The 20,179-nt window shown below is 32.4% G+C and carries 21 protein-coding genes; 11 read left to right on the top strand and 10 right to left on the bottom strand.

Features of this window, described 5'->3' with window-relative positions; translation table 11 throughout:
• Positions 1-17: 17 nt before the first annotated feature.
• From GQR94_RS13870 to GQR94_RS13860, 3 genes are all read right to left on the bottom strand, one after another.
• Entirely contained in the window at positions 18-935 is a 918-nt protein-coding gene (locus GQR94_RS13870; RefSeq protein ID WP_158976055.1) for a serine hydrolase, read from the bottom strand.
• Positions 936-1,174: 239 nt separating this feature from the next.
• A complete protein-coding gene (locus tag GQR94_RS13865; RefSeq protein WP_158976054.1) occupies positions 1,175-2,896 on the bottom strand; it encodes a glycosidase in 1,722 nt (573 codons plus the stop codon).
• Between the two features lie 46 nt (positions 2,897-2,942).
• Complete coding sequence (locus GQR94_RS13860) at positions 2,943-3,881, bottom strand: carbohydrate kinase family protein (RefSeq protein WP_158976053.1); 939 nt, start codon at positions 3,879-3,881, stop codon at positions 2,943-2,945.
• 212 nt (positions 3,882-4,093) lie between these two features.
• Here GQR94_RS13860 and GQR94_RS13855 point away from each other — a divergent pair, with 212 nt between their 5' ends.
• Positions 4,094-5,128, top strand: coding sequence for a LacI family DNA-binding transcriptional regulator (locus GQR94_RS13855; protein ID WP_158976052.1), 1,035 nt, complete (start codon positions 4,094-4,096; stop codon positions 5,126-5,128).
• 118 nt (positions 5,129-5,246) lie between these two features.
• Here GQR94_RS13855 and GQR94_RS13850 read toward each other — a convergent pair whose 3' ends face one another.
• The 7 genes from GQR94_RS13850 to GQR94_RS13820 all read right to left on the bottom strand — a co-directional run bounded on the left by GQR94_RS13850 (position 5,247) and on the right by GQR94_RS13820 (position 10,269).
• Positions 5,247-6,560 (bottom strand): sulfatase-like hydrolase/transferase, encoded by a 1,314-nt coding sequence (locus GQR94_RS13850; protein ID WP_233268318.1) that lies wholly within the window; start codon positions 6,558-6,560, stop codon positions 5,247-5,249.
• Positions 6,561-6,602: 42 nt separating this feature from the next.
• Positions 6,603-7,259 (bottom strand): SCO family protein, encoded by a 657-nt coding sequence (locus tag GQR94_RS13845; protein WP_158976051.1) that lies wholly within the window; start codon positions 7,257-7,259, stop codon positions 6,603-6,605.
• 4 nt (positions 7,260-7,263) lie between these two features.
• Positions 7,264-7,833, bottom strand: a complete 570-nt coding sequence (locus GQR94_RS13840; protein WP_158976050.1) for a toxin-antitoxin system YwqK family antitoxin — start codon at positions 7,831-7,833, stop codon at positions 7,264-7,266.
• A 59-nt stretch (positions 7,834-7,892) separates the two neighbouring features.
• Positions 7,893-8,672 carry a YHYH protein gene (locus tag GQR94_RS13835; RefSeq protein WP_158976049.1) on the bottom strand — a complete coding sequence of 260 codons (780 nt, stop codon included), beginning with the start codon at positions 8,670-8,672 and terminating at the stop codon, positions 7,893-7,895.
• A gap of 98 nt (positions 8,673-8,770) precedes the next feature.
• Positions 8,771-9,253 (bottom strand): hypothetical protein, encoded by a 483-nt coding sequence (locus GQR94_RS13830; RefSeq protein ID WP_158976048.1) that lies wholly within the window; start codon positions 9,251-9,253, stop codon positions 8,771-8,773.
• Positions 9,254-9,337: 84 nt separating this feature from the next.
• On the bottom strand, positions 9,338-9,652 hold the full coding sequence (locus tag GQR94_RS13825) for a hypothetical protein (protein ID WP_158976047.1): 315 nt from the start codon (positions 9,650-9,652) through the stop codon (positions 9,338-9,340).
• Between the two features lie 38 nt (positions 9,653-9,690).
• A complete protein-coding gene (locus GQR94_RS13820) occupies positions 9,691-10,269 on the bottom strand; it encodes an RNA polymerase sigma factor (RefSeq protein ID WP_158976046.1) in 579 nt (192 codons plus the stop codon).
• Positions 10,270-10,544: 275 nt separating this feature from the next.
• Between GQR94_RS13820 and GQR94_RS13815 the strand changes: the two genes are divergently transcribed.
• From GQR94_RS13815 to GQR94_RS13770, 10 genes are all read left to right on the top strand, one after another.
• Positions 10,545-11,150, top strand: coding sequence for an EndoU domain-containing protein (locus tag GQR94_RS13815; RefSeq protein ID WP_158976045.1), 606 nt, complete (start codon positions 10,545-10,547; stop codon positions 11,148-11,150).
• A gap of 278 nt (positions 11,151-11,428) precedes the next feature.
• Complete coding sequence (locus tag GQR94_RS13810) at positions 11,429-12,517, top strand: DUF6688 family protein (protein WP_158976044.1); 1,089 nt, start codon at positions 11,429-11,431, stop codon at positions 12,515-12,517.
• Positions 12,518-12,663: 146 nt separating this feature from the next.
• Positions 12,664-13,491, top strand: a complete 828-nt coding sequence (locus GQR94_RS13805; RefSeq protein WP_158976043.1) for a phosphodiester glycosidase family protein — start codon at positions 12,664-12,666, stop codon at positions 13,489-13,491.
• A 26-nt stretch (positions 13,492-13,517) separates the two neighbouring features.
• Positions 13,518-13,976: a hypothetical protein gene (locus GQR94_RS13800; RefSeq protein ID WP_158976042.1), complete on the top strand. Its 459-nt coding sequence runs from the start codon at positions 13,518-13,520 to the stop codon at positions 13,974-13,976.
• 20 nt (positions 13,977-13,996) lie between these two features.
• On the top strand, positions 13,997-15,262 hold the full coding sequence (locus GQR94_RS13795; protein WP_158976041.1) for a hypothetical protein: 1,266 nt from the start codon (positions 13,997-13,999) through the stop codon (positions 15,260-15,262).
• Positions 15,259-17,001, top strand: coding sequence for a WG repeat-containing protein (locus GQR94_RS13790; protein ID WP_158976040.1), 1,743 nt, complete (start codon positions 15,259-15,261; stop codon positions 16,999-17,001). Before GQR94_RS13795 ends, GQR94_RS13790 begins: the two co-directional genes overlap by 4 nt.
• Positions 17,002-17,186: 185 nt before the next feature.
• A complete protein-coding gene (locus GQR94_RS13785; RefSeq protein ID WP_158976039.1) occupies positions 17,187-18,323 on the top strand; it encodes a sterol desaturase family protein in 1,137 nt (378 codons plus the stop codon).
• A gap of 77 nt (positions 18,324-18,400) precedes the next feature.
• Positions 18,401-18,985 (top strand): hypothetical protein, encoded by a 585-nt coding sequence (locus tag GQR94_RS13780; RefSeq protein WP_158976038.1) that lies wholly within the window; start codon positions 18,401-18,403, stop codon positions 18,983-18,985.
• 116 nt (positions 18,986-19,101) lie between these two features.
• Complete coding sequence (locus GQR94_RS13775) at positions 19,102-19,527, top strand: hypothetical protein (RefSeq protein WP_158976037.1); 426 nt, start codon at positions 19,102-19,104, stop codon at positions 19,525-19,527.
• A 3-nt stretch (positions 19,528-19,530) separates the two neighbouring features.
• Entirely contained in the window at positions 19,531-20,097 is a 567-nt protein-coding gene (locus GQR94_RS13770; RefSeq protein ID WP_158976036.1) for a hypothetical protein, read from the top strand.
• Positions 20,098-20,179 lie beyond the last annotated feature (82 nt).

The raw sequence follows: 20,179 nt of genomic DNA, 5'->3' as shown, positions 1-20,179 counted from the left end.
AAAGGTTTAAAATAGTGCTAGTTACTAGCCAAAGATATTCTCTTTTTTAAAACTTTTTCTACTGGTTTCACTAAATCTCTAATAATCTGTTCTCCATTAGCATCATCTATTAATGCTACTAAGATATAACGGCGGTCAGGATCATCTCCCCAAACCAATATAGAATCTGAATGAAAAGTACGCCAAGAACCAGATTTTCTGAACAAACGAGCATCAGGAGCAATTTGATCTAGGGTATTTACAAATTTGTGATGCAAGTCTGGATTTTCCATAATGGCCAACATTTGCTTAGAACGATTTTCGTTCACTAATTTCCCATTAGCTAGTAAATAATAATACCTACAAACTTGCGTAACCGTAGCTGCATGACTTAAGTTTTTTAGGGGCTCTCTATTCGTATCACCACCACCACCGTAGCGTTTTCCTACCCAAAGACCTCCTCCTTTATGCTCATCATAAAACGCATATTTAGGATCTGTCATGACATCTTCAATTTTCTTATACCCCACACGATCTATCATTCTAGTAGAGGCTTGGTTGTTAGATTTACTAATCATTAAACGCATATCTGCCTTAACTTCCTTAGTTTCTTTTAACTGGCCTTTTTCAATAGCATCCATAGCCGCTAAAAGAATGGCAATTTTAGGCAAACTAGCAGCATACATCATATGATTTCCGTTGATTCTTGCGAATCTTGTATTCCCTGGATTGCTTAAATCTACGACACCAACAGCCATTTTCTTTTCTGCGATTAATTTCCTCCACTGCGGATTCAATTTTAATTCTTTTTCAAGGTTAGTTTGTAATGATTTATTGAAGACACTAGGAAGACTTTTAATTTCTGTATCTGGAATACGAATAGGCAGTTCATCTTGCGCAAAAAGTGAAGTACTGATGAGTACTATTAAAACTACAAGTAGTGAGTTCTTCTTCATAATTAAAACGCAAATTATTGCCGTGTCAAATGTATTTTTTTTATTGGTTCGCTGTGTGTTAAAATTTCAATAGGCTGTAAAAAAATAAATCCCATATAACACAATAGCTTACAACAAATTACAGCGCTAGATATGTTAAAAAAAGTAATCTTCCAGAGCGTAAAAAAATAAAGTTACGCATTTTCCAGCACCTTAAAAAATAGGAAGTATCCGTTGATAAATTTTTAAAGCATACAATCCTAAAAATGAAGCACTTCTATTTCATCCTTACTGGTTATAATTATTTCAAATTTATACGTAGAAAGATTAGCTTTTAGTTGCACGCTATCAAGACCTTTAACCCATGAAATATCTAACTCTTGCTCCGCAGTTTCTGCAATCGCCATTTTTCCCGTAAAAGCAACATTTGTATTTCTCAAACGCAACAACTTCAATTGTTTTAGTACTACTGGTTTTTCTAAACCTTTATGAATAGCTTCAAGAGATAAGGTCGTTCTATTTATTTCTTTATGACCTCCACTGCCGCCATGATCAGCAGCTTCATAATTATTTTTACCAGCAAATAAATCTAAATACCAAATCTGAGGAGTCCCTGGCATAAATAGTTGAATGGCCCTTGCCAATACTAATTTCTGATCACTTTCTCCTAATGCACTGTAAAAAGTAGCATTGACTTGGTAGTAAGAAATTTTCTTCCCTGATGGATCATAAAGGTTTTTAACTCTGCCACCGCGCGCAATAATGGTGTCCATAATCTCTTCTATTTCTTTATCTAATAATAGGCCTTCTTGATAAACACCCTGTACTTCTTTTCCTTTAAGGTCTAGCACAGGAATACCATCATGGCATCCTAACATGTTTACGGTAGTATAATTTTTAGCAACTATCTCATTCGCCCATTTTAGAATAGCCGTATTCGTACCTTTTTCTAACGCATGAATTGTTAAGCCTGGCAAGAAAAAATCATAAATAACGTATCCTTTAGCTGCTACCTCATCATGAAGATGTAATCCGTATTCCGCATGGATTTCTGGTAAAAGTTGTAACTCATTTTCTTGTGCAATTTTATTAATGCGCTCTAAATAATCCCAAGTTCCTGGAATATTAAAAAAATTAGTTTGCCCTACTTCTTTATGCAAATATGCAAAAGCATCTAGCCGAAGTACTTTACACCCATAGCTTCGTACTTTCTGCAAGGTTTCTTTATAAAACTCCCATACTAAAGGCGACTTTGCATTTACATCCATCTGCCCTAAATACGAGCGCTTCTTTTCTATAATTGCTAGGATCTGGTCTTTATATATTTCTGCTGTACCTAAGTCAAGAATTTTAAAATCTTGTTGGGTCGCTATCGCTGCATTGATAGTTTCACAAATAGCTACTGCTACTTTCTCTGATACATTTAAATTAGATAAATCACCTATTGCTATTGGCTGATACTTAATTTCTTGATAAAAGGTATTCCAATAGGGTTTTTCTGTTCCGTCTGGGAAAATAACTTTGAGAATAGGAAGTCCAGATTTACGCATGAATAACTTATTCAAATGTCTAGGATCAGGTATAATCACTCCATTTTCGGCTAGCTCACCATTGCCCTCCCAAAACTGATTCCAATCAATAAAAAAGTCCTTGTATTTTGATGCCTTACCGTGCTGCAACATATCTTTAAATTGAGGGGAAGCCACGGATAGGTGATTCAAAACAATATCAAACTTGAGCATAATGCGCAATGCGTCTAAAGCTTTAAGGTCTTCTTTGGTAACTAATGCTTCATTAAAGTTATAATCTATAATAGAAAAACCGCGATCTAAATCACTATTAAAAAACGTTGGCAACACATAGAATAACGAAAAAACATCTTTAAATTCTGGCATTTGCAACACTTTAACGGTATCGCTTAGTTTGTTTCCGATGCTATCTGGGTAAGCATTTAACATTACACCATTTCTAATATCTGTCATATCTGGGTTTTATGATAACTAGTTGCATTTTTATTTAATGGGCTGATTATAATAATTCTGAAATAATATTAATATTATCAGGAAGTCGCCCTACATTTTGAAGCTTTAATGCCGCCAATTTAAGAGCCACTTCTAAGCACTTTTCAATAGGCTTTTCATTGATATAAGCAAATAAAAATCCTGACCAAAAAGCATCTCCTGCACCGGTGGCATCCATAATTTTGTCTACCTTAATTGCCGGTAAAGTGATGACACCATAGCCTTGTTTTGATAGCTTAACGCCTTTACTTCCTAAGGTTAAACAAACTGTAGCAACACCCTCAGAATGAAAGAAATTAAAAATTTCATCATGTGGTACTTCTTTCTTAAACAAGCGAAGCATATCGTCCTCACTAATTTTAACAAGTGGGTTAAATTTGCAATAGGCTTTAATAACCTTTAGTGCTTCTGCCCTACTCTTCCAAAGTTTTCTTGCGTAATTCACATCGATACTCAATTGACACCCCAATTCAAAAGCTTCTTGAGCTTTTTTAAGAATCGTAGCTTGGGCAGGGTTTTTACTTAGGGCAAAACACGTGGTATGAAATATTTTACTATCTAATAATAAGGCTTTACTTAATTGGCTTTCTTTGATTTCTTTATCGGCTTGTCTAAACGGAATAAAATCTGGCGTACCCGCTGTTCTCGAAACAAAGATGACACTGGTGGGTTTGTTCTTTTTCTGACTGATGTATTTTGTCGAAATCCCCACCTCATCTAATCGTTTAAAAATATAAGACCCAAAACCATCATCTCCAACGGAAGCCACAAGCGCGGGGTTTAGTCCTAATCGTGCTGCATTCATCGCTACATTGGTAGGAGAGCCTCCTAAATATCTGTGGTAATCTCTGGTATTATCAATACCCATTCCGGATTGATGGCCTATAAAATCTATAAGAATTTCACCTACACAGAGAATGTCTATCGTTCTTGGTTTTGTTTTCAAGTTTTTGGTTTTAAAATACTATGTTATTTAGTTTAGTTTTAAGACACTGACTTATAGTAAAATATAGCCACTTTCTCCGAATTGATTACCAAGATAAATGATAATTAACTTGTTATACCATTTTAGGTTCCGAAATTGATTTCGTAATGAACTAAAACGATTTCGATTTTTATTTCTAACTTACTTTAAAAAGCAAAACCTACATTTAGCTTATGAAGCCAGTAACATTAAAGGAAATAGCTCAAAAATTAAACATATCTGTATCTACAGCTTCAAAAGCGCTGAAAGATTATCCTGATGTTAGCAAAAAAACAAAAGCATTAGTTCATGAACTCGCTAAAACTTTAAATTACAAGCCTAATAGCTTGGCCGTTAATTTACGTAATAAGGAGACTAAAACCATTGGTTTAATAGTACCCGAGGTAGTGCATCATTTTTTTTCTAGTGTCATTAAAGGGATTATTTCGCAGGCAGAAAAGAAGGGATATTTAGTAATTATTTTACAGTCTAATGAATCGTATAAATTAGAAAAAAAGCAGCTTAATTTGTTAATGCAGCAACGTGTAGATGGTATTCTTATATCCTTAGCTAATGGTACGGCAGATTTTATGCACCTCAACGAAATTGTTGCTCAGGACAAGCCACTAGTCATGTTTGATAAAATTGCAAAATTAGTACGCTGTTCTAAAGTTATTATTGATGATCGTAAAGCTGCATATGAAGCTACGCAACATCTAATTGATATAGGCTGCAAGAAAATAGCGCATTTTAGAGGTGCTTTATTACCCCAGAATTCCATCGATCGTTTTTTAGGCTACAAGAAGGCCTTGTTAGATAATCACATGGATTATGATCCTTCTCTAGTTTACATCTGTGAATGTGGAGATAAGAGCTTTGAGGAAGGCAAAACCAATGCGCTACAACTATTAGAAGACCACAAAAATGTTGATGGCATCTTTATAAACACAGATCTAGTTGCCATTGGTGCTTTAACAGCGTTTCAAGAAAAAGGAATACAGGTCCCTAATGATATAGCTGTAGTAGGATTTAGCAATTGGTTTATGTCTTCGGTCATATCTCCTAGTTTAACCACAATAAACCAACCTGGATTTTTAATGGGTAAAACAGCCTTTAAGCAATTATACAAAGAAATTAAAAGCAAAAAAAAGAATAAACCCATTGCTCTAAAAGAGATTATTTTACAAACAGACCTGATACAAAGAGCATCTACAACCCTTAGCTCTTAACCATTAAATCTTTTGTAATTTCTCTGGCTAACATTCCTTCAGAACAATTTTTAAATGACTTAGCTAAACTCTACTAAACTGTAGTATAGGCAATATCCATTCACACTCAAGTCTAATGCTAATTAACAATTTCCTGAAGCTCCGATGTCAATTCGTTATAAATCTCCATCTCCGCTTCACTTAATGCATTATCAAGTAAGTTCGTAATTTCAAGAGGATCTAAGTCTAGATTATAAAGAGCTTCAGTACCATTTCTAAATAACATATACTTGTACGTTGCAGATCTAACCGTATAATCAAGCGTATCGTCATTATAACTAACCTCTGAAAACGCATATTCTCTACTTCCTACACCTGAATCTGTTAGAACATTTTTAAAACTCTTACTATCTGTATTTGAATTCGTTGAATTTCCTGATAATTCTAAAATGGTGTTATATAAATCTGTAGCATTTATGATACTATTCTCTTCTATGTTTGTTCTAGTGATACCTTGACCGGATAATACCATCGGAACATTTATACCACCTTGATAAATAGATCCTTTTGCCCTAGACCTATCATATTCTTGCGCAACTTGGTTTGGCGACCCATTATCGCCTATAAAAATAATAACGGTATTGTCTCTTACCTCAGCACTCATTGCTCCTAAAAGCCTTCCTATTTCAGAATCCATAGCCTCTAACGCCGCTAAAAAATAAGGCAATGGATTGGCATCAATACTTGCCTGGTCTATAGGCAAATCTCCTTGGCTATGTAAATTTGATGGTGGTACATGAAACGGAGTATGAGGTGCATTATAAGCTAACCATAAAAACCAAGGATCATCTTGAGCATTCACCCAATCTATAGATAAATCTGTTAATTTTGAGGTCACATACTCGGTACTTGTAGCTGAATTTGAGTTTTCTACAAGGCTCCAATTGTAATAATCTTGAACGGTACCATTTAGTATTCCTGCAAAATAATCTATTCCCATTGTTGTAGGCTGGCTAGCATCGGTTGAAAGATGCCATTTACCAATTAGTGCGGTGTTATAATTAGACATATCATTTTGAAGAATATGCTCTGAACTTACAAGGGTCTGCGCCACTCTTGTGATACCTGTCTGAGTACCGTATTTACCTGTTAGCATTGTTGCTCTGGTGGGACTACATAAAGGATTTGCCCAAACATTATTAAACTTAATCCCATTTGCCATTAACCCCTCTAGGTTTGGCATATTTGGTTTTATACTCCCAATAGGATAATTAGGCGTCGCGTCTAAACCCATATCATCAGCTATAATTAAAAGAATATTAGGAGGGTTATCATCTTCAGTGCCATTATCTGCAATTTCTTCTGTAATTTCTTCCGCTGTGGTTTTACTGCTACACGAAAAAATAAAAAGTGTCATGACTGAATATGTAAAAATAGATAGTAGTGATTTCATAAGGAATTAATTTTTATTACTTTTTGTTTTAAGCATGAAGTATTAAAAATCTTCGTTTTTTAAAATATCAATATGCCGTATAAGACGTTTAATATCTAATGCAATAGTACCATTATAAACACCACGTATATAGCCGCTCTTATCTACCAAAATAAAATTTTCTGTATGTATAAAGTCATCTACATCGGTAGTTTTCGTAAAGTCATCATCTGCAAAATAGCCATCTCTTGCAATGGTATAGAGTTCCGTTTTATCCCCTGTTACCAAATGCCATTTTTTTGCATCTACATTTTTTATCCTGCTATATTTTTTTAGCTCCTCAACTGTATCAACCCACGGCATAACCGTATGTGACAATAGCATAATAGCATCATCTTTCTGGTAAACTTCTTGAAGACTACTCATGTTTTCCGTGAGTTTTGGACAAATCCCAGGGCATATAGTGAAGAAAAAATTAGCCACGTAAATATGCCCTTTATAGGTTGCATTGGTAATCGTATCTCCGTTTTGGTCTAGAAATGAAAAAGACGGAATTTTATGTATTGGTGTATTCCATTGAGGTGTAAAATCTGCTGTATTAAAATATGGCAAAGCACTGATCTGTTTCCCATTTTTTAGTGAGTCTGTGTTTATTTTCTTTTCATTTTTACATGAACTTAATACTAGGAATAAACTTAATATTAGTACTATCTGCTGCATTTATTTATTTTATATTTTTACTATCAACCGTAACTTTGTAGCATTTCTTAAGACCAATTAAACCAAAACGTTCCCCATTGATAGTTTCAAAATTCGCCCTTATTTTACCTGAAGCATACCACATTTTTTGACTCCCCGCTTCTTTTCCTTTTGAATAATTAAAGTCTTTAAATAGCGTTCCTGTTTTATACCATTCTTTGAGATTTCCATCATAGGCTCCCTTAGCATTAAAATGATACGCAAATTTTGGAGTACCCGTGTCCCACCATCCTTTGTGAGTCCCTATTTTTAAATTATTAGCATAGGAACGCTCTGAGGCTTTTACCCCATTTTGATGCCAAAAAGATTCCAAACCTTCTTTCTTGCCCTTGTCGTAATTGATTTTAGATTTTAATTGACCATCCTGATGATACGCTACTAATACACCTGTGTACGGAATATTTTTATATAGTAACACTCCATTTTCCAAATTGAGGTTGGCATCAGATTCATTAAGATTTAATTGATCTTCTGAACATCCACAACTAAGTATCAGACATAAAATGCAACCAATAAGTTTTGTAAATAATTTCATTGTACAGCATAATGAATTAACTCATGCAATCTTTTGTAAATAGCCTTTTGCTGTTTAAATTAATTAGTGATATTTCCTGGCGTTCCAAAAAAGCCATTTCCATTAATATATGGATCATCAGCTGTCACGTGATAATGGTAAATTCCATCCGGGAAATCTGCCGTTACCCCTGTGTGCCCATGAAACTCATCTAAATCGGCAGATATAATTATCTCACCATCCTCTAGAGGCCCGTAAACTGGAAATCCATCTGCTAACAAGCCTATAAAGGCATCTTCTCCAAACTCTTGAGTAAGAAAAGTAGGTTCAATATGATAGTGATAGGTACTTTGGCCTTGTGGGTGCCCCAACCATTGATCGAAGCTATCAATTTCATTAGTTAATGGTTGATCTGGTCCTGCATATTGATTATAGAGAACAATCCCGTTTCTTGCAATGCCTATAGTACCTAAAGAAGTAGCCTCATGAATAGCCGCTTCTTCGGGATTTAATGTAATCGTTAAAGTAATATTCTGAGTCGCAATTTCATTAGGGTTTTGATGAAAGGCCGTATTTGTTCCATTATATTCCTCATACAAGTCATTTGATGTTGGCCAATATGGGCTTGTATGATTTGGTAAATCTTCTGTTGTAAATGTTACTGTACCATCATTAACGGCATAGGATAAACCTGTGGCATCAAATTTTGAAAGTAACATAGATATATCGTTTATTGTATCTGGAGTTTCAGGTGTTACTTCATCAGCTATAGTATCATCAACAGCATCATTAGTACTAGAACAGGCAACAAATAGCGCTAGTATACTTATTGTAGCTATTGATTTTAATTTCTTCTTCATTGTAATAGGTTTTGGGTTTTCTATTTATTTAGATGCCAATTAAAAAAATACCTTGCGTTTATTTTAAAATAAAATGAAATTGCAGGAATACTACGCTACTATTCGTCTTTATGCTCAAAGAACTTTGGCCTTTCGTGTGTTGCTTCACTCTTATTTAATGCCTCTTTAATTATTTCCTGTAATTTCAATCGTTGCTTTTTAGTACAAATACGTTCAACATCCTTGAAATAATAAAAAGTCTTTTGCTCTTTCTGTTTTTGAATTTGCCCCATTAATGAGGTTATAGCATCTATTTGGTTTTCTTTTTTTGTTGAATCTGCCAAACTATTCCATAATTGCTTTTTTAGACCTCTGTTTTCCATAGATAATTCTCGGATGGACCGTCTATGCTTTCTCGTAATTTTTCTAAATTGCTGTAATTGCCCTTTGTCAAATCGTAATTCTTTAGCAATAAAATTACTGGGTTGTTCTGATGCTGTTGGTTGTTTTTTATTGCCATCCGTCATATAGGTAACTAAAAAGAAACCATTCACTGCGATCAAAAAAAATAGCAATATATATGTTATTAAATTTTTCTTCATTTTATCTATATCATCCGTCCAATAAAATTTAAAATAGCCAAGAATAGACAAATTATAAAATTGTATTGGTCGTATTTATTTTAGTTAATTAAACAACGCTGTTTCCTTATTACCTGATAAATCATAGGCTTCCACAAACTGTTCAAGGTTATCATTGTAGCTAATTTTTTTCATTTTAGAAAAGGCTAAAGTATTTAAAACAAGTATTAAAATTAGTAGTGCAAATTGAACTCTTACTGTTAACCATGAAAAAAATACTTTTTCATTTTCAGCTTTATGAAACAAGGTACGTATTACTTTTTCTTTAAAAAAAGGGGACACGGTTACAGGTTTAATCGCTGTTGTACTCTCAAAAACCTCCTGTACGCTATTCTCTATGTTACTGTCTTTTCGCTTCATACTATTTATTTAGATGTGAAAAAAAATAAAATCTCTCGCTAAATTTCATTTTTATAATAATTAACTAATAATTCCTGTAATTTCTTCTTTGCTCTAAACATTAGGGATTCTATTGAAGAAATACTTTTTCTCGTTAAATCATTAATTTCCTGATAACTTTTCCCTTCTAATTTATGCAAGGTAAAAACTAGTCTTTGGCTTTCTGGCAATTGGTTTATAGCATAAAAAAGCAATTTGGTTTTTTCTTTATTTTCTAGGATAATACCTGGATGATTCACCTCCGTAAAATAATTAGAATTAGTTAAAGAAATATCGTTTCCATTTATAACTTGCAGGAAAGCAAAACGCTTTTTCGTATTCTTTTTTCTAATAAATTCTAGACATTTATTCGTGGCTATTCTATAAATCCACGTAGATAAAGCTGAATTTTCCTTAAATTTTTTGATGGATTTAAATATTTCTATAAAGACCTCTTGCGCTATATCTTCAGCATCTTCTTTATTTGGAACAAAAGATAAACAAGTATAAAATATTTTATCTTTATATACATCAATTAGCTTACTATAGGCCGCTTGATGCCCGCTTCTTAATTCATCAATAAAATTTGAATCTTCCAATTATAAAAGCTGCATTAGTATTAAAGAGCACAAAAGTAAGTTTGTAATTCTCGGTATCGGTAAAAAGTTACGTTAAGACTTCCTCTTTTTTTTGTCTACTTCCTTTAGTTAACTAACGATATTCGCCTTAATTAATTGCAAGTCTAGACTTATGAACCTTTCCTCATACTAGAAATAGTATATTTATATCTTTGTATTAGACACAAGCTCAAAAATCAAGGTTGGAATTTCAATATTATATTCACGAAGATACATTTAGCACGAACAAACAAGGTTTGAAAGTTGGTACTACAATATCAAAGGTTCCTACCATTTACCAAATCAAATACTCAGAAGATAAAGATGACGGACCTTTTAAAGATATTCCAAGTCTTCGAAAAGAATCCAAAATCTTTCAACAACTTCTAATAACAAATCCAAAAAGAGCTCAACAGATTTGTTTAGAAAAGAATATCCACGAAGTAAAAAATTTCGGTATTACAGATGAAAACAAAAGTGTTTCACCTGATTTTATAGAATTGTTAGAGCATTGTAGTAAAGGAAAAATTAAAAATGGATTAATAACTGGAATTCATTTTTACGATAAAGAAGTAGTGAAAATTAAAAAAATTCTGAAAAAAAATAAGTTCGGAGTGTTTGAAGCAAAGATAGAGTATTATGACTCTGAAATGAATAGATGGACAAGAAAGGAAAAACCTAGCACCTTCTTCCCTTCAACATGGACCTACAATCAGTTATTCCATGAATGTTTATTTGCAGTAAAAAATAAAAATAAAAAGTTTGGGACTTTAAACGTTTACAGGTCTAAAATGGAATCTGGAATAAAAGTAGAAATTATAATTAAAAACGGACTGCTTAAATCAATTTATCCCTTGATATAAAAAGCTTGTGCCTTACAATATCTATGAAGCAATACAGATTATGGTGTTTAATTTAATGTTTTACGTACATTTACTACGTCTGCAAAATCTTCCCGATTTTGCTCTGGAAACTAAAAATAAATCAAAACAAAAAAGCTTTTGATAAGTGCTAAAGCGGAAACGAAACAGTTTCCTTGCCCCCGCACTACTCATAGCTGTAGTTTTATCGATTAAATCAAGAGCACAATTTCTCATAAATACAGAAAGGCGCATGTAGACCCTTTCTTTTAAGTCTTTCTATGGCAGCATTATTTATTCTAGTTTTATTTTTAGTACTCATATTATTTCTAGTGTGGCTTGTGTTAAAACGTTCTAAAATAACAGCAAAACCTAGTGAGCTTATTATTGGTTCTGTATATATATTTACACTCTTCTTATTTCTTGTAGGCTTATTATTTCATAGTAATCCATATTACAAAGCTGTAGATCCTGTTGATGGAGAATGCTACAACCCTTTCTCTGAACAACACATACTCACCCTAATATTTTATTTTATAGCCTATAATAGTTCACTTTTTTTGGTATGGACAAGAAGTAAAAAACTCCCTCCTTTAAGCTTAGTACTTTCTATGGTATTCATCCTGATAGGAATTGTATTGAATATCGCCATTATATACCAAACCTCAACGCACGATACCACTAGCTTAGATATGTACATAAGTGATACGGAACACATCTTACTACTATTTGCCCCAGTTGCAGCATTGTGTGTGGGTATTTTTCTAGTGTATAAAGTAGTTACGGAACAGCTAACAGAAACCGCAAATAGAACTTATGCTAATCCCTATTTAAATAAGATTCAAGTTTTTCTCTTACATAAGTGCAGAAATCCACTTTGGATACTTGTATTCCTATTTCCTGTATTTTTCATTTGTACGCTAGTCCTCATATTATTTGGTCAAGCGCCAGATGCTATTATTAAAGTATTTACAGAAACTACCACCTGGAAACTATCGCAACAAATGCACCCGCCCATACTCGATCATAAAGGACATTACTTGTGTACCGTAGCTGCTTCTGGTCATCCTAATATTGTAAAACCAATACGATTAGGGCAGCGTAATGGCAGGCCTATCATTGTAAATAGACAATTACTTATTGCCAATGCTTTTGAGGAAATGATTCAAGATTTCTCACCAAAACTACACCGCATGATTCGTAAAAATTACGATCGATATGGATACAACCTCTCTAAAAAAATAAATACCCCAAAATTGTCTAGTATAACCTACATTATTATGAAACCCTTAGAATGGTTTTTCTTAATTGCGCTATATCTCTTCTGTAACAAACCAGAAGTAAAAATTAGAAAGCAGTATGCTTCATGATGATAACAGGTATACTTAGTAAAATATATAAAGGTAAGCGACCTTTAATTTAGCGTATACTCCAAAGTAAGCGTATATTTACTCTGTTTGAAAAATTATGTATATTATAAAGTAGCGCTAAATTTTTAATTTAACCAACAGACCAAATGAAATACTTATTGCCCCTTATTTTAGCTTCAATTGCAATACTCCTATTTTCTTTTAATAATTTTTCTGATGCTGAAGAGATCAATTGGAATAAAATTGATGAAGGTTTGTACTATGCAGAATATGATGCTCCAAAAAAATCTAGTCTTGGAGACAGTAAAATCAATATTTTAAAGATTTCTCCAAAATTATACAACCTAAATTTATTGAGCGCTAAACAAAATGGGGAGCGCATTAAAACTGCAAAAAAATGGGCAGAAGACAAAAATCAAATTGCAGTTATTAATGCCGGCATGTATATGCAAGATTTCGCTACGAATGTGGGCTTTATGAAAAATTTTGATTTTACAAATAATGGCCGCTTAAACAAAGATAATACTATTGCCGCTTTTAACCGAAAAAATGATAGTGTTCCAGAGTTTCAAATTATTGATAGAACCTGTCAAAATTGGGATCAATTAAAAGAACAATACAATTCTTATACACAATCTATACGTATGGTAGATTGCAATCAGAAAAATAAATGGGGGCAGCAATCTAAAAAATGGAGCATGGTCGTTATTGGAAAAGATAAGGAAGGTAATGCCCTTTTTATTTTTACTCGTTCTCCTTATTCGGTTCATGATTTTATTAATATACTCTTAAATTCTTCTTTGGAAGTATACAATTTAATGTATTTAGAAGGCGGACCCGAGGCTTCATTCTATATGAACCATAATGAAACCAAAGTAGAAAAGATGGGAAGTTATGAAACAGATTTTAATGAAAATGATGATAATAAGGTATTTTGGTCTATTCCAAATGCCATTGGAATCTCAAAAAAATAAATAATAACGTCAAAAACTCATTTTTTATGAAAATTAAATTAGCATGTACACTCTTTTTGTTTACAAGCCTTTACAGTTTTTCCCAGATTGATTATAAAGCGTTAATCAAGAATTTAGAGAACGTTACTGCAGAAACAGATTTAAATACGTTTTTTAAAGGTATTCCTAATGATGAAACATATTCTGGAGATCTTATGTTTGAAGATGAACGTTTTTTAATGTTTTATAATGTCCCAATAGATAAAGTTATTTTCTCTCATGGATGGAGCAGGTTTACAATGAAATTGGAGCCATTTGATGAGAAAGAAGATTTTGAGACTATTAAATCTAATCTAATTAATAGCTATGGCGAGCCAGAAATTGATGATAATGACACTAGTATTTACTATGAATGGGAGACAGCATCATTACAAGTACAATTAGGTATCCGCAAAGAAGAAGGTGAATTCAAAGCTTTTGAAAATTTAGAGATACAGTTCAAATAAAACCATTCAAATTTCAACCCATGAAAAAATTTATTATTTCACTTATTTTACTCACGGGAATTTCCGTTACCTCCTGTGGCCAAGAAAAATATGACTTTGCAGAAATAACCCAGAAATCAGATATAAATACATTCCTTAATAAAATACAAAAAGAGAATGAAGAGGTGAAAATTGACACCGTTTATAATTTCAATGAACTTACTATCGCAGGAATGCACTACGCCGGAATCCCCATTAAGGAAGCTTTAGTGACCAATAACTATATGATTCTGACCACTGATACCCTAAACTATTCGGGGGAAAAATTATTAGAAATCGTAGAAGCCGAATATGGCTTAACAACTATTTCTGATGGTTATTCTAACGACATAAAATTTGATTGGAAGAAAGAAACCAAAGACATTAGTTTAGCTGTAAAAATTAACAATGGAAAACACTTGGCTGCTATGGGAGACAAGGATAATGCCGAATTAACTATTACGTTTAAAATCCCTTATGATCTACCAATAGCAAACCTCCATAAAGAAATAAAGACGTTTGCCAATGAGCCAAAATATATATTAAAAATTAAGGAGCAGGATTGTGATTATGACATTGTAGTTAATGGTATAAAAATACCTAATGCAGCGCTTTATAGCGAAATATTTTTAAACGAATATATTACCAGTACAAGATCTAGTATAGAACTGATCGTAAAGCCAAATACAAAAAACGAAAATAATTCTAGGGGAAGTTTTAGTGAGGATTCTCAATTCTCAGCAGTACTATATGATTTTGATACCGAAGAAATCTATACACAAATAAACGACTTAGAACTGTCTGGAACAACACCAGTTCATTTCAGTAAAGAATATGATTTAGTACTCCCCTTTTACCCAAAGGCTTGGACTGATGGTGTTGATTTACGGAATGATAAAAATTTAGTATCTAAAATTAATGCCATTTATACTAAAATAGGAGAAGCAGTATTAGCTAGTGATGAACAAGCTATTAATGACCTCTTTTATGTGTCTGACCTAGAATCGCAACAAGTAGCTTTTGATACTGATTTTGAAACTGCAAGAGAAAATTGGGAAGAATATCTATCATGGGCATTCAACAGTTATAAATATACCATAGCTAAGGACATTGATATTCAATTTTATGCTGGTGGTAAGCTACTATATGTATACCCTAAAGATAAAGATGCCATGCTGATATTGACAGGAAAAAAATATAGCAAAAAATTAAACTATTTCTTATACCAACCCAAAGGAACCAACGAACTTAAAATAATAAGACAATGAATAAAGTACTATTTATAACTCTATTATTGATTATAGCCGGATGTAAAAATGTACAAACGCAAACAAAAAGTAATGAAGAATTAGACGAATTTATTTCAGCTTTGGATGACAAATCGTTGGATGACATAAAGGAAGAAATGAATACTAATATTAAACAGTTTGAGGCATTTTTAAATTTCTTCGATGGTTCTTTTTCAAATAAAATTAAAAGTATAAAAAAAGAGGACGAAAAATATGGCGAAGAATTTAAGGTAGATACCACAGGTATTCATAATGCTTTAAATCAGTTTAATGGTGTCGTTTTTGATCAGTATTTTGAATCTTATGAGAGTAATCTTAAATTTTCATTTACTAATCCTGACCAAAGAAGACCTTTAGAATTAGGTCAAGGTATTACACAAAATTTTAGCCCTACTAAAATCTACTATCACGCTGGTGACGTTAAAATAGACAGCGTTGAAAACTATATGGTAGATTTCAGTTTTGACAGAGATGGTTGGGGTGCAGCCAAGCCTATAGATAGTATTGCTATTTCTTACGAATTAGAATATATAAAAAATTATGATAGTGTAGCGCTATCTAATAAAAATCCTAAAGCGAAATATAAAGGAGGTAAGATTGAATTAGTAAATACGAATGAGAACTATGCTTATATTACCCTCACAGACACTATAGAATCCCCATTTGTAGTTCAAGGCTATAATGAAGAAGGTAAACTTATAGAGAGAAGTGGCTCCTCTAGCAATGCAATGGCTCCTGGAGATTCCGAAGATATATTTAGTGAAATGTTGAAGTACTTAAAAGTAGTACAAGAAAAGCTGAATGACGGAGATTTTAAAGATACCGCAGCGTTTCAAGAGTATTTGCGTAAAAACTTAAACAACATTGATTATTTTAATGATAAAGATGGACTATTCCACCGAGAATACTATTTCTATGGAAATGTAGCTGCTATAAAATTATTATTTAAAAAAGATACCGAAGTCGAGAATGTAAAATTTACAGCGCGTAACACGCATTCTTTTAACGCTACAGATGAATTATTTGATATGAGTACAGATGATGCTCTTATATTTCTAAATGCGAAAGGAGAGCATAAAATAACTATAAAAAATGACAACATAAGTCTTGTGAAAATTAATGGTGATTATTATGAAAATAATGACTATTACTACCATTTAAACAGAGCGAACAAAAGCTTAGACACCCTATTCGTTTATAGTCTTGAAGCTTACAAGAATGGATTAACAGGTATTCAACCAGAGGATGAAAATGACGCCATTCAACTGTTTTCATCTAGCTATAAACTTATTAGTCAAAAAAAATATGATCATCTAATTGAAAGAGGAGAAATACTTTTTGGAAATAGAAATAATTCATACTTCATTATCGATACAATTGGCAACGAAATTCCGGTACCTAATGTTACCAAAATTTATGACGGATTATCGGATGATAGAATTTTAATAAGTAATGACGATCTTATTGGATTTATTAATTCTAAAGGAAAAACCGTTATTCCTGCAAAATATGATATTGGAGAACCTTTTGAAGATGGTGTAACCGCTGTTCGCCTAAATGGAACATATAAGCTTATAGATACAAACGGAAAGGTTTTAGTAGACACCGAAGAATCCTATATGAATTTTCTAACTGAAGATGAGCAAGGCAGAAGAATCTATACGTTTGATTATGGAAGTAAAACGTATAATTACAAAGGAGACCTTATCCCTAAATAAGAAAAAAGCTATTAAATTCTATTTTTACCGCAACTTCTATGTCTTATTTGTGAAGTAAAAAATAAGACATAACTGCTCTTCTGGTAGCCGAAATAAAAAATTATAAATTATCATAAATACCAAAACTCAGGCCTTTTACGTTATAAGTTCAACCAAACAAAATACCAACCAACACACCACTTATAATGACTCAAAACAAAAGACTAAAAATAGGCGAAGGCAAAATTAGTGGGTACATTTCTATATTTTTAGCTATAATCTGCTTCGGAACCACTATTTGCGCTTACTATCCTGAATATTTAACTACGGCCGATTTTCGCGCGCTTTACGAACCAGGTTATGTAAAGTGGGCTTTTTTAATAGTCCTTACGTTATCTTTTGCTTTTGCATTGACCAGTTTTATTCTCAGCAAAAAAACAAAACTTGGTTTCTATGCGATAATGCTCATCGCTGCCTCTATATTTCTAGCCAATGGATTACCAGAATATCAAGAAATAGATGCAAAACGTTTTACGATTGGTATGGATTGGCTCTTACTCGATATTTTAATTTCCGCAGTAATATTCATTCCAATGGAATTGTTTTTGCCAAAACGATTAACACAAACAAAATTTCATGACGAGTGGAGAACAGATTTAGTCTACTTTATTATAAGTCATTTACTCATTCAGGTAACGGGAGTATTGGTACAGTTACCCGCTGTATTGGCTTTTTCAAACATTGGTTTAACTGGTTTCCAAGAAATTATACAAGGTATATGGTTTATACCTCAACTTTTCTTAGCCTTATTGGTATCCGATTTATTTCAATATACCGGACATTACTTTTTTCATAAAATTCCGTATTTATGGCGTTTTCATTCCATACACCATTCTACCAAAGATATAGATTGGTTAGCGGGTTCTAGAACCCATTTTGTAGATTTAATCGTAGTGCGTGCGGTTTCTTTTTTACCTTTATATGTATTTGGTTTTAGCCCTGCAGTGTTTACTACCTATATTGTAATTGTTTCTTTTCAAGCTGTTTTAGCACATTCTAACACGCGTATAAATTTTGGTGTGTTGCGCTACGTTTTTGTTACGCCACAATACCATCATTGGCATCACTCAGACGACCCTAAAGCATATGATAAAAACTTCGCCATTCATTTTCCGTTTATAGATATGCTATTTGGCACGTATTATCCAATAGGAACAACTTGGCCCGAAAGTACTGGATTAGGCGATGTGAAATTCCCAAAAGGGTTTGCGCGGCAATTTGCGTTCCCCTTTACAAAAAACCCTGCAGAGAATAACGAGATAGAAAACCCTAGCGAACGGTAATAAAAAGTAAGTCTACTAAAATAATATCCTGCAAAAGCTTCATATTTTTCTAGTTTACAGTAGTAATAACCTTCAACATGAAATTGAAACTCCTTATATTATGCTTCATTGCCATACTAGGTAGTGCTTGTTCAAAAAAGAATAAACCATTCCATGCACCAGAAATTGGTTGGACCATTGATCTTATCAATGATTGGAACATAGAAAGTACAAGAAAAATAGATAAAGATCTTGAAGAAGGCTTAGAGATTATTGAAAGATCGGGAGAACACCTTAACATAAGTGGACAAGAAATTGGGCTTTTTGTGATTCGTAAAAATGAATTAACAAAGTTTCAGGCAACCATTATTCCATTTAAAGAAACCTACGAAAATGAATGGGATGATAAATACCCACACCTAAAAAATGTTATTTATTCTGTATTTGCTGCTCAAGGCGTACAAGTAGATTCTACTTCAAGTAAAGAAACCATAGCTACTATTGAATTTGAAGTTTTTAATCTTAAACTGTCCCAAAATGGCAGAACATTAATGGAGCAGAACATGTACAGAACCTACTTAAATGGGTATGATTTTATCATCAATATGAGTCACAATAGTTCTAAGGATAAAGAGACTATGCTGACATTATTAAGAGCATCCAAATTCAATAAAAAGGACTAATGTATTTCATAAAGAACAGCACGCTTTATCAGTTTTTAGTCCTATTCTTTTTCATATTTATAGCCTATGCAGCTATAGATATATTTTTTAAAATACGGGAACAAAAGAAGTATGACATGGAAAAAATACTTGTCAACATTAAAAAAAAACACCCGAAAGCAACATTAACTTTTCAGAATATTGAAGTAAAAATAAGAACAAAATCACCTTCTCAAGATAAGTTTTTCGAAAGCGAATTTGATACCATGTACTTTTATATAAAAAATAATCAATTTGAAAAAGAATCTGATTTCAGTTTGAATTTTTATTTACTCCCTGTACTTTTTTTCTCAGTAATTTTTATCAACCCAAAAAACTTAAAAATAAGAGAACTACATAAAAAAATACACCCTGCATTAATTATTATTTCAGGAATTACAATCTTATATATTTTAATAATTATTAATCCATTTGAAAAAAATAAATATTCCTACGCTAGTCTATTTAAACATCAGACAACTTTATTACTAAATGAAATGAGTTTAGATAGGTATAAAAAATAGAAGATGCTTGACGTATATCACTCCATAAATGCAGAAGAAGTTAACCTAAACTATATTCTATTGAATCCTACAAAAAATAGAATGTTCACGTTTGACACTTATGTCTTGTTGCCACTAACTTTTGTTTTGCTCCTACTAGTAAGCACCTACAATCATCAAGGAATTATACAGATGATTTTCACATTAATCTTATTATTAACTGTAATTATTCTTAATGTTTACAAAAGAAAAATTTGGCATAAAACTGTAAAATTCAATAGAGTAAAAGGCACTATAGAATTTAAAAGCAATTTTCCACGGTATAAAGAAATATTTAATTTTTCTACCATTGAAATAAGGTATGAAGATGTGAATATTAAAAATGGTGAAGATGGCAATAATTACTATACAAGATATACGTTAAAATCACCACATTCAACACGGGAATATGATATTTGTGATACAAGTCAGGATTTTAGTTTTGATCATTTTATTAATAATTACATGAATTCTGATCCATCCACAATTGACAATTTAATTCTTTACAAAAAGAATAAAGATGAAGAACTTAAAAAAATATTCCGTTTTTAATACTTTATATTTAAATACAATAGCATTTCATATTGTTATATTTTATCTCATCTCAAAAAAATAATTACATTATACATTCTAA

Source organism: Cellulophaga sp. L1A9 (assembly GCF_009797025.1).
Classification (GTDB): domain Bacteria; phylum Bacteroidota; class Bacteroidia; order Flavobacteriales; family Flavobacteriaceae; genus Cellulophaga.
The sequence above is the reverse complement of the archived record's forward strand: the minus strand, read 5'-3'. Positions and strand labels throughout refer to the sequence as shown.

What these genes read in the sequence shown, in the direction of transcription:
- GQR94_RS13850 (WP_233268318.1), bottom strand. Translation starts at nt 6,560, where the DNA reads ATGAAATCACTACTATCTATTTTTACATATTCAGTCATGACACTTTTT.
- GQR94_RS13780 (WP_158976038.1), top strand. Translation starts at nt 18,401, where the DNA reads ATGAAATTGAAACTCCTTATATTATGCTTCATTGCCATACTAGGTAGT.
- GQR94_RS13805 (WP_158976043.1), top strand. Translation starts at nt 12,664, where the DNA reads ATGAAATACTTATTGCCCCTTATTTTAGCTTCAATTGCAATACTCCTA.
- GQR94_RS13795 (WP_158976041.1), top strand. Translation starts at nt 13,997, where the DNA reads ATGAAAAAATTTATTATTTCACTTATTTTACTCACGGGAATTTCCGTT.
- GQR94_RS13855 (WP_158976052.1), top strand. Translation starts at nt 4,094, where the DNA reads ATGAAGCCAGTAACATTAAAGGAAATAGCTCAAAAATTAAACATATCT.
- GQR94_RS13825 (WP_158976047.1), bottom strand. Translation starts at nt 9,652, where the DNA reads ATGAAGCGAAAAGACAGTAACATAGAGAATAGCGTACAGGAGGTTTTT.
- GQR94_RS13835 (WP_158976049.1), bottom strand. Translation starts at nt 8,672, where the DNA reads ATGAAGAAGAAATTAAAATCAATAGCTACAATAAGTATACTAGCGCTA.
- GQR94_RS13770 (WP_158976036.1), top strand. Translation starts at nt 19,531, where the DNA reads ATGCTTGACGTATATCACTCCATAAATGCAGAAGAAGTTAACCTAAAC.
- GQR94_RS13845 (WP_158976051.1), bottom strand. Translation starts at nt 7,259, where the DNA reads ATGCAGCAGATAGTACTAATATTAAGTTTATTCCTAGTATTAAGTTCA.
- GQR94_RS13840 (WP_158976050.1), bottom strand. Translation starts at nt 7,833, where the DNA reads ATGAAATTATTTACAAAACTTATTGGTTGCATTTTATGTCTGATACTT.
- GQR94_RS13870 (WP_158976055.1), bottom strand. Translation starts at nt 935, where the DNA reads ATGAAGAAGAACTCACTACTTGTAGTTTTAATAGTACTCATCAGTACT.
- GQR94_RS13865 (WP_158976054.1), bottom strand. Translation starts at nt 2,896, where the DNA reads ATGACAGATATTAGAAATGGTGTAATGTTAAATGCTTACCCAGATAGC.
- GQR94_RS13785 (WP_158976039.1), top strand. Translation starts at nt 17,187, where the DNA reads ATGACTCAAAACAAAAGACTAAAAATAGGCGAAGGCAAAATTAGTGGG.
- GQR94_RS13830 (WP_158976048.1), bottom strand. Translation starts at nt 9,253, where the DNA reads ATGAAGAAAAATTTAATAACATATATATTGCTATTTTTTTTGATCGCA.
- GQR94_RS13810 (WP_158976044.1), top strand. Translation starts at nt 11,429, where the DNA reads ATGGCAGCATTATTTATTCTAGTTTTATTTTTAGTACTCATATTATTT.
- GQR94_RS13775 (WP_158976037.1), top strand. Translation starts at nt 19,102, where the DNA reads ATGGAAAAAATACTTGTCAACATTAAAAAAAAACACCCGAAAGCAACA.
- GQR94_RS13800 (WP_158976042.1), top strand. Translation starts at nt 13,518, where the DNA reads ATGAAAATTAAATTAGCATGTACACTCTTTTTGTTTACAAGCCTTTAC.
- GQR94_RS13790 (WP_158976040.1), top strand. Translation starts at nt 15,259, where the DNA reads ATGAATAAAGTACTATTTATAACTCTATTATTGATTATAGCCGGATGT.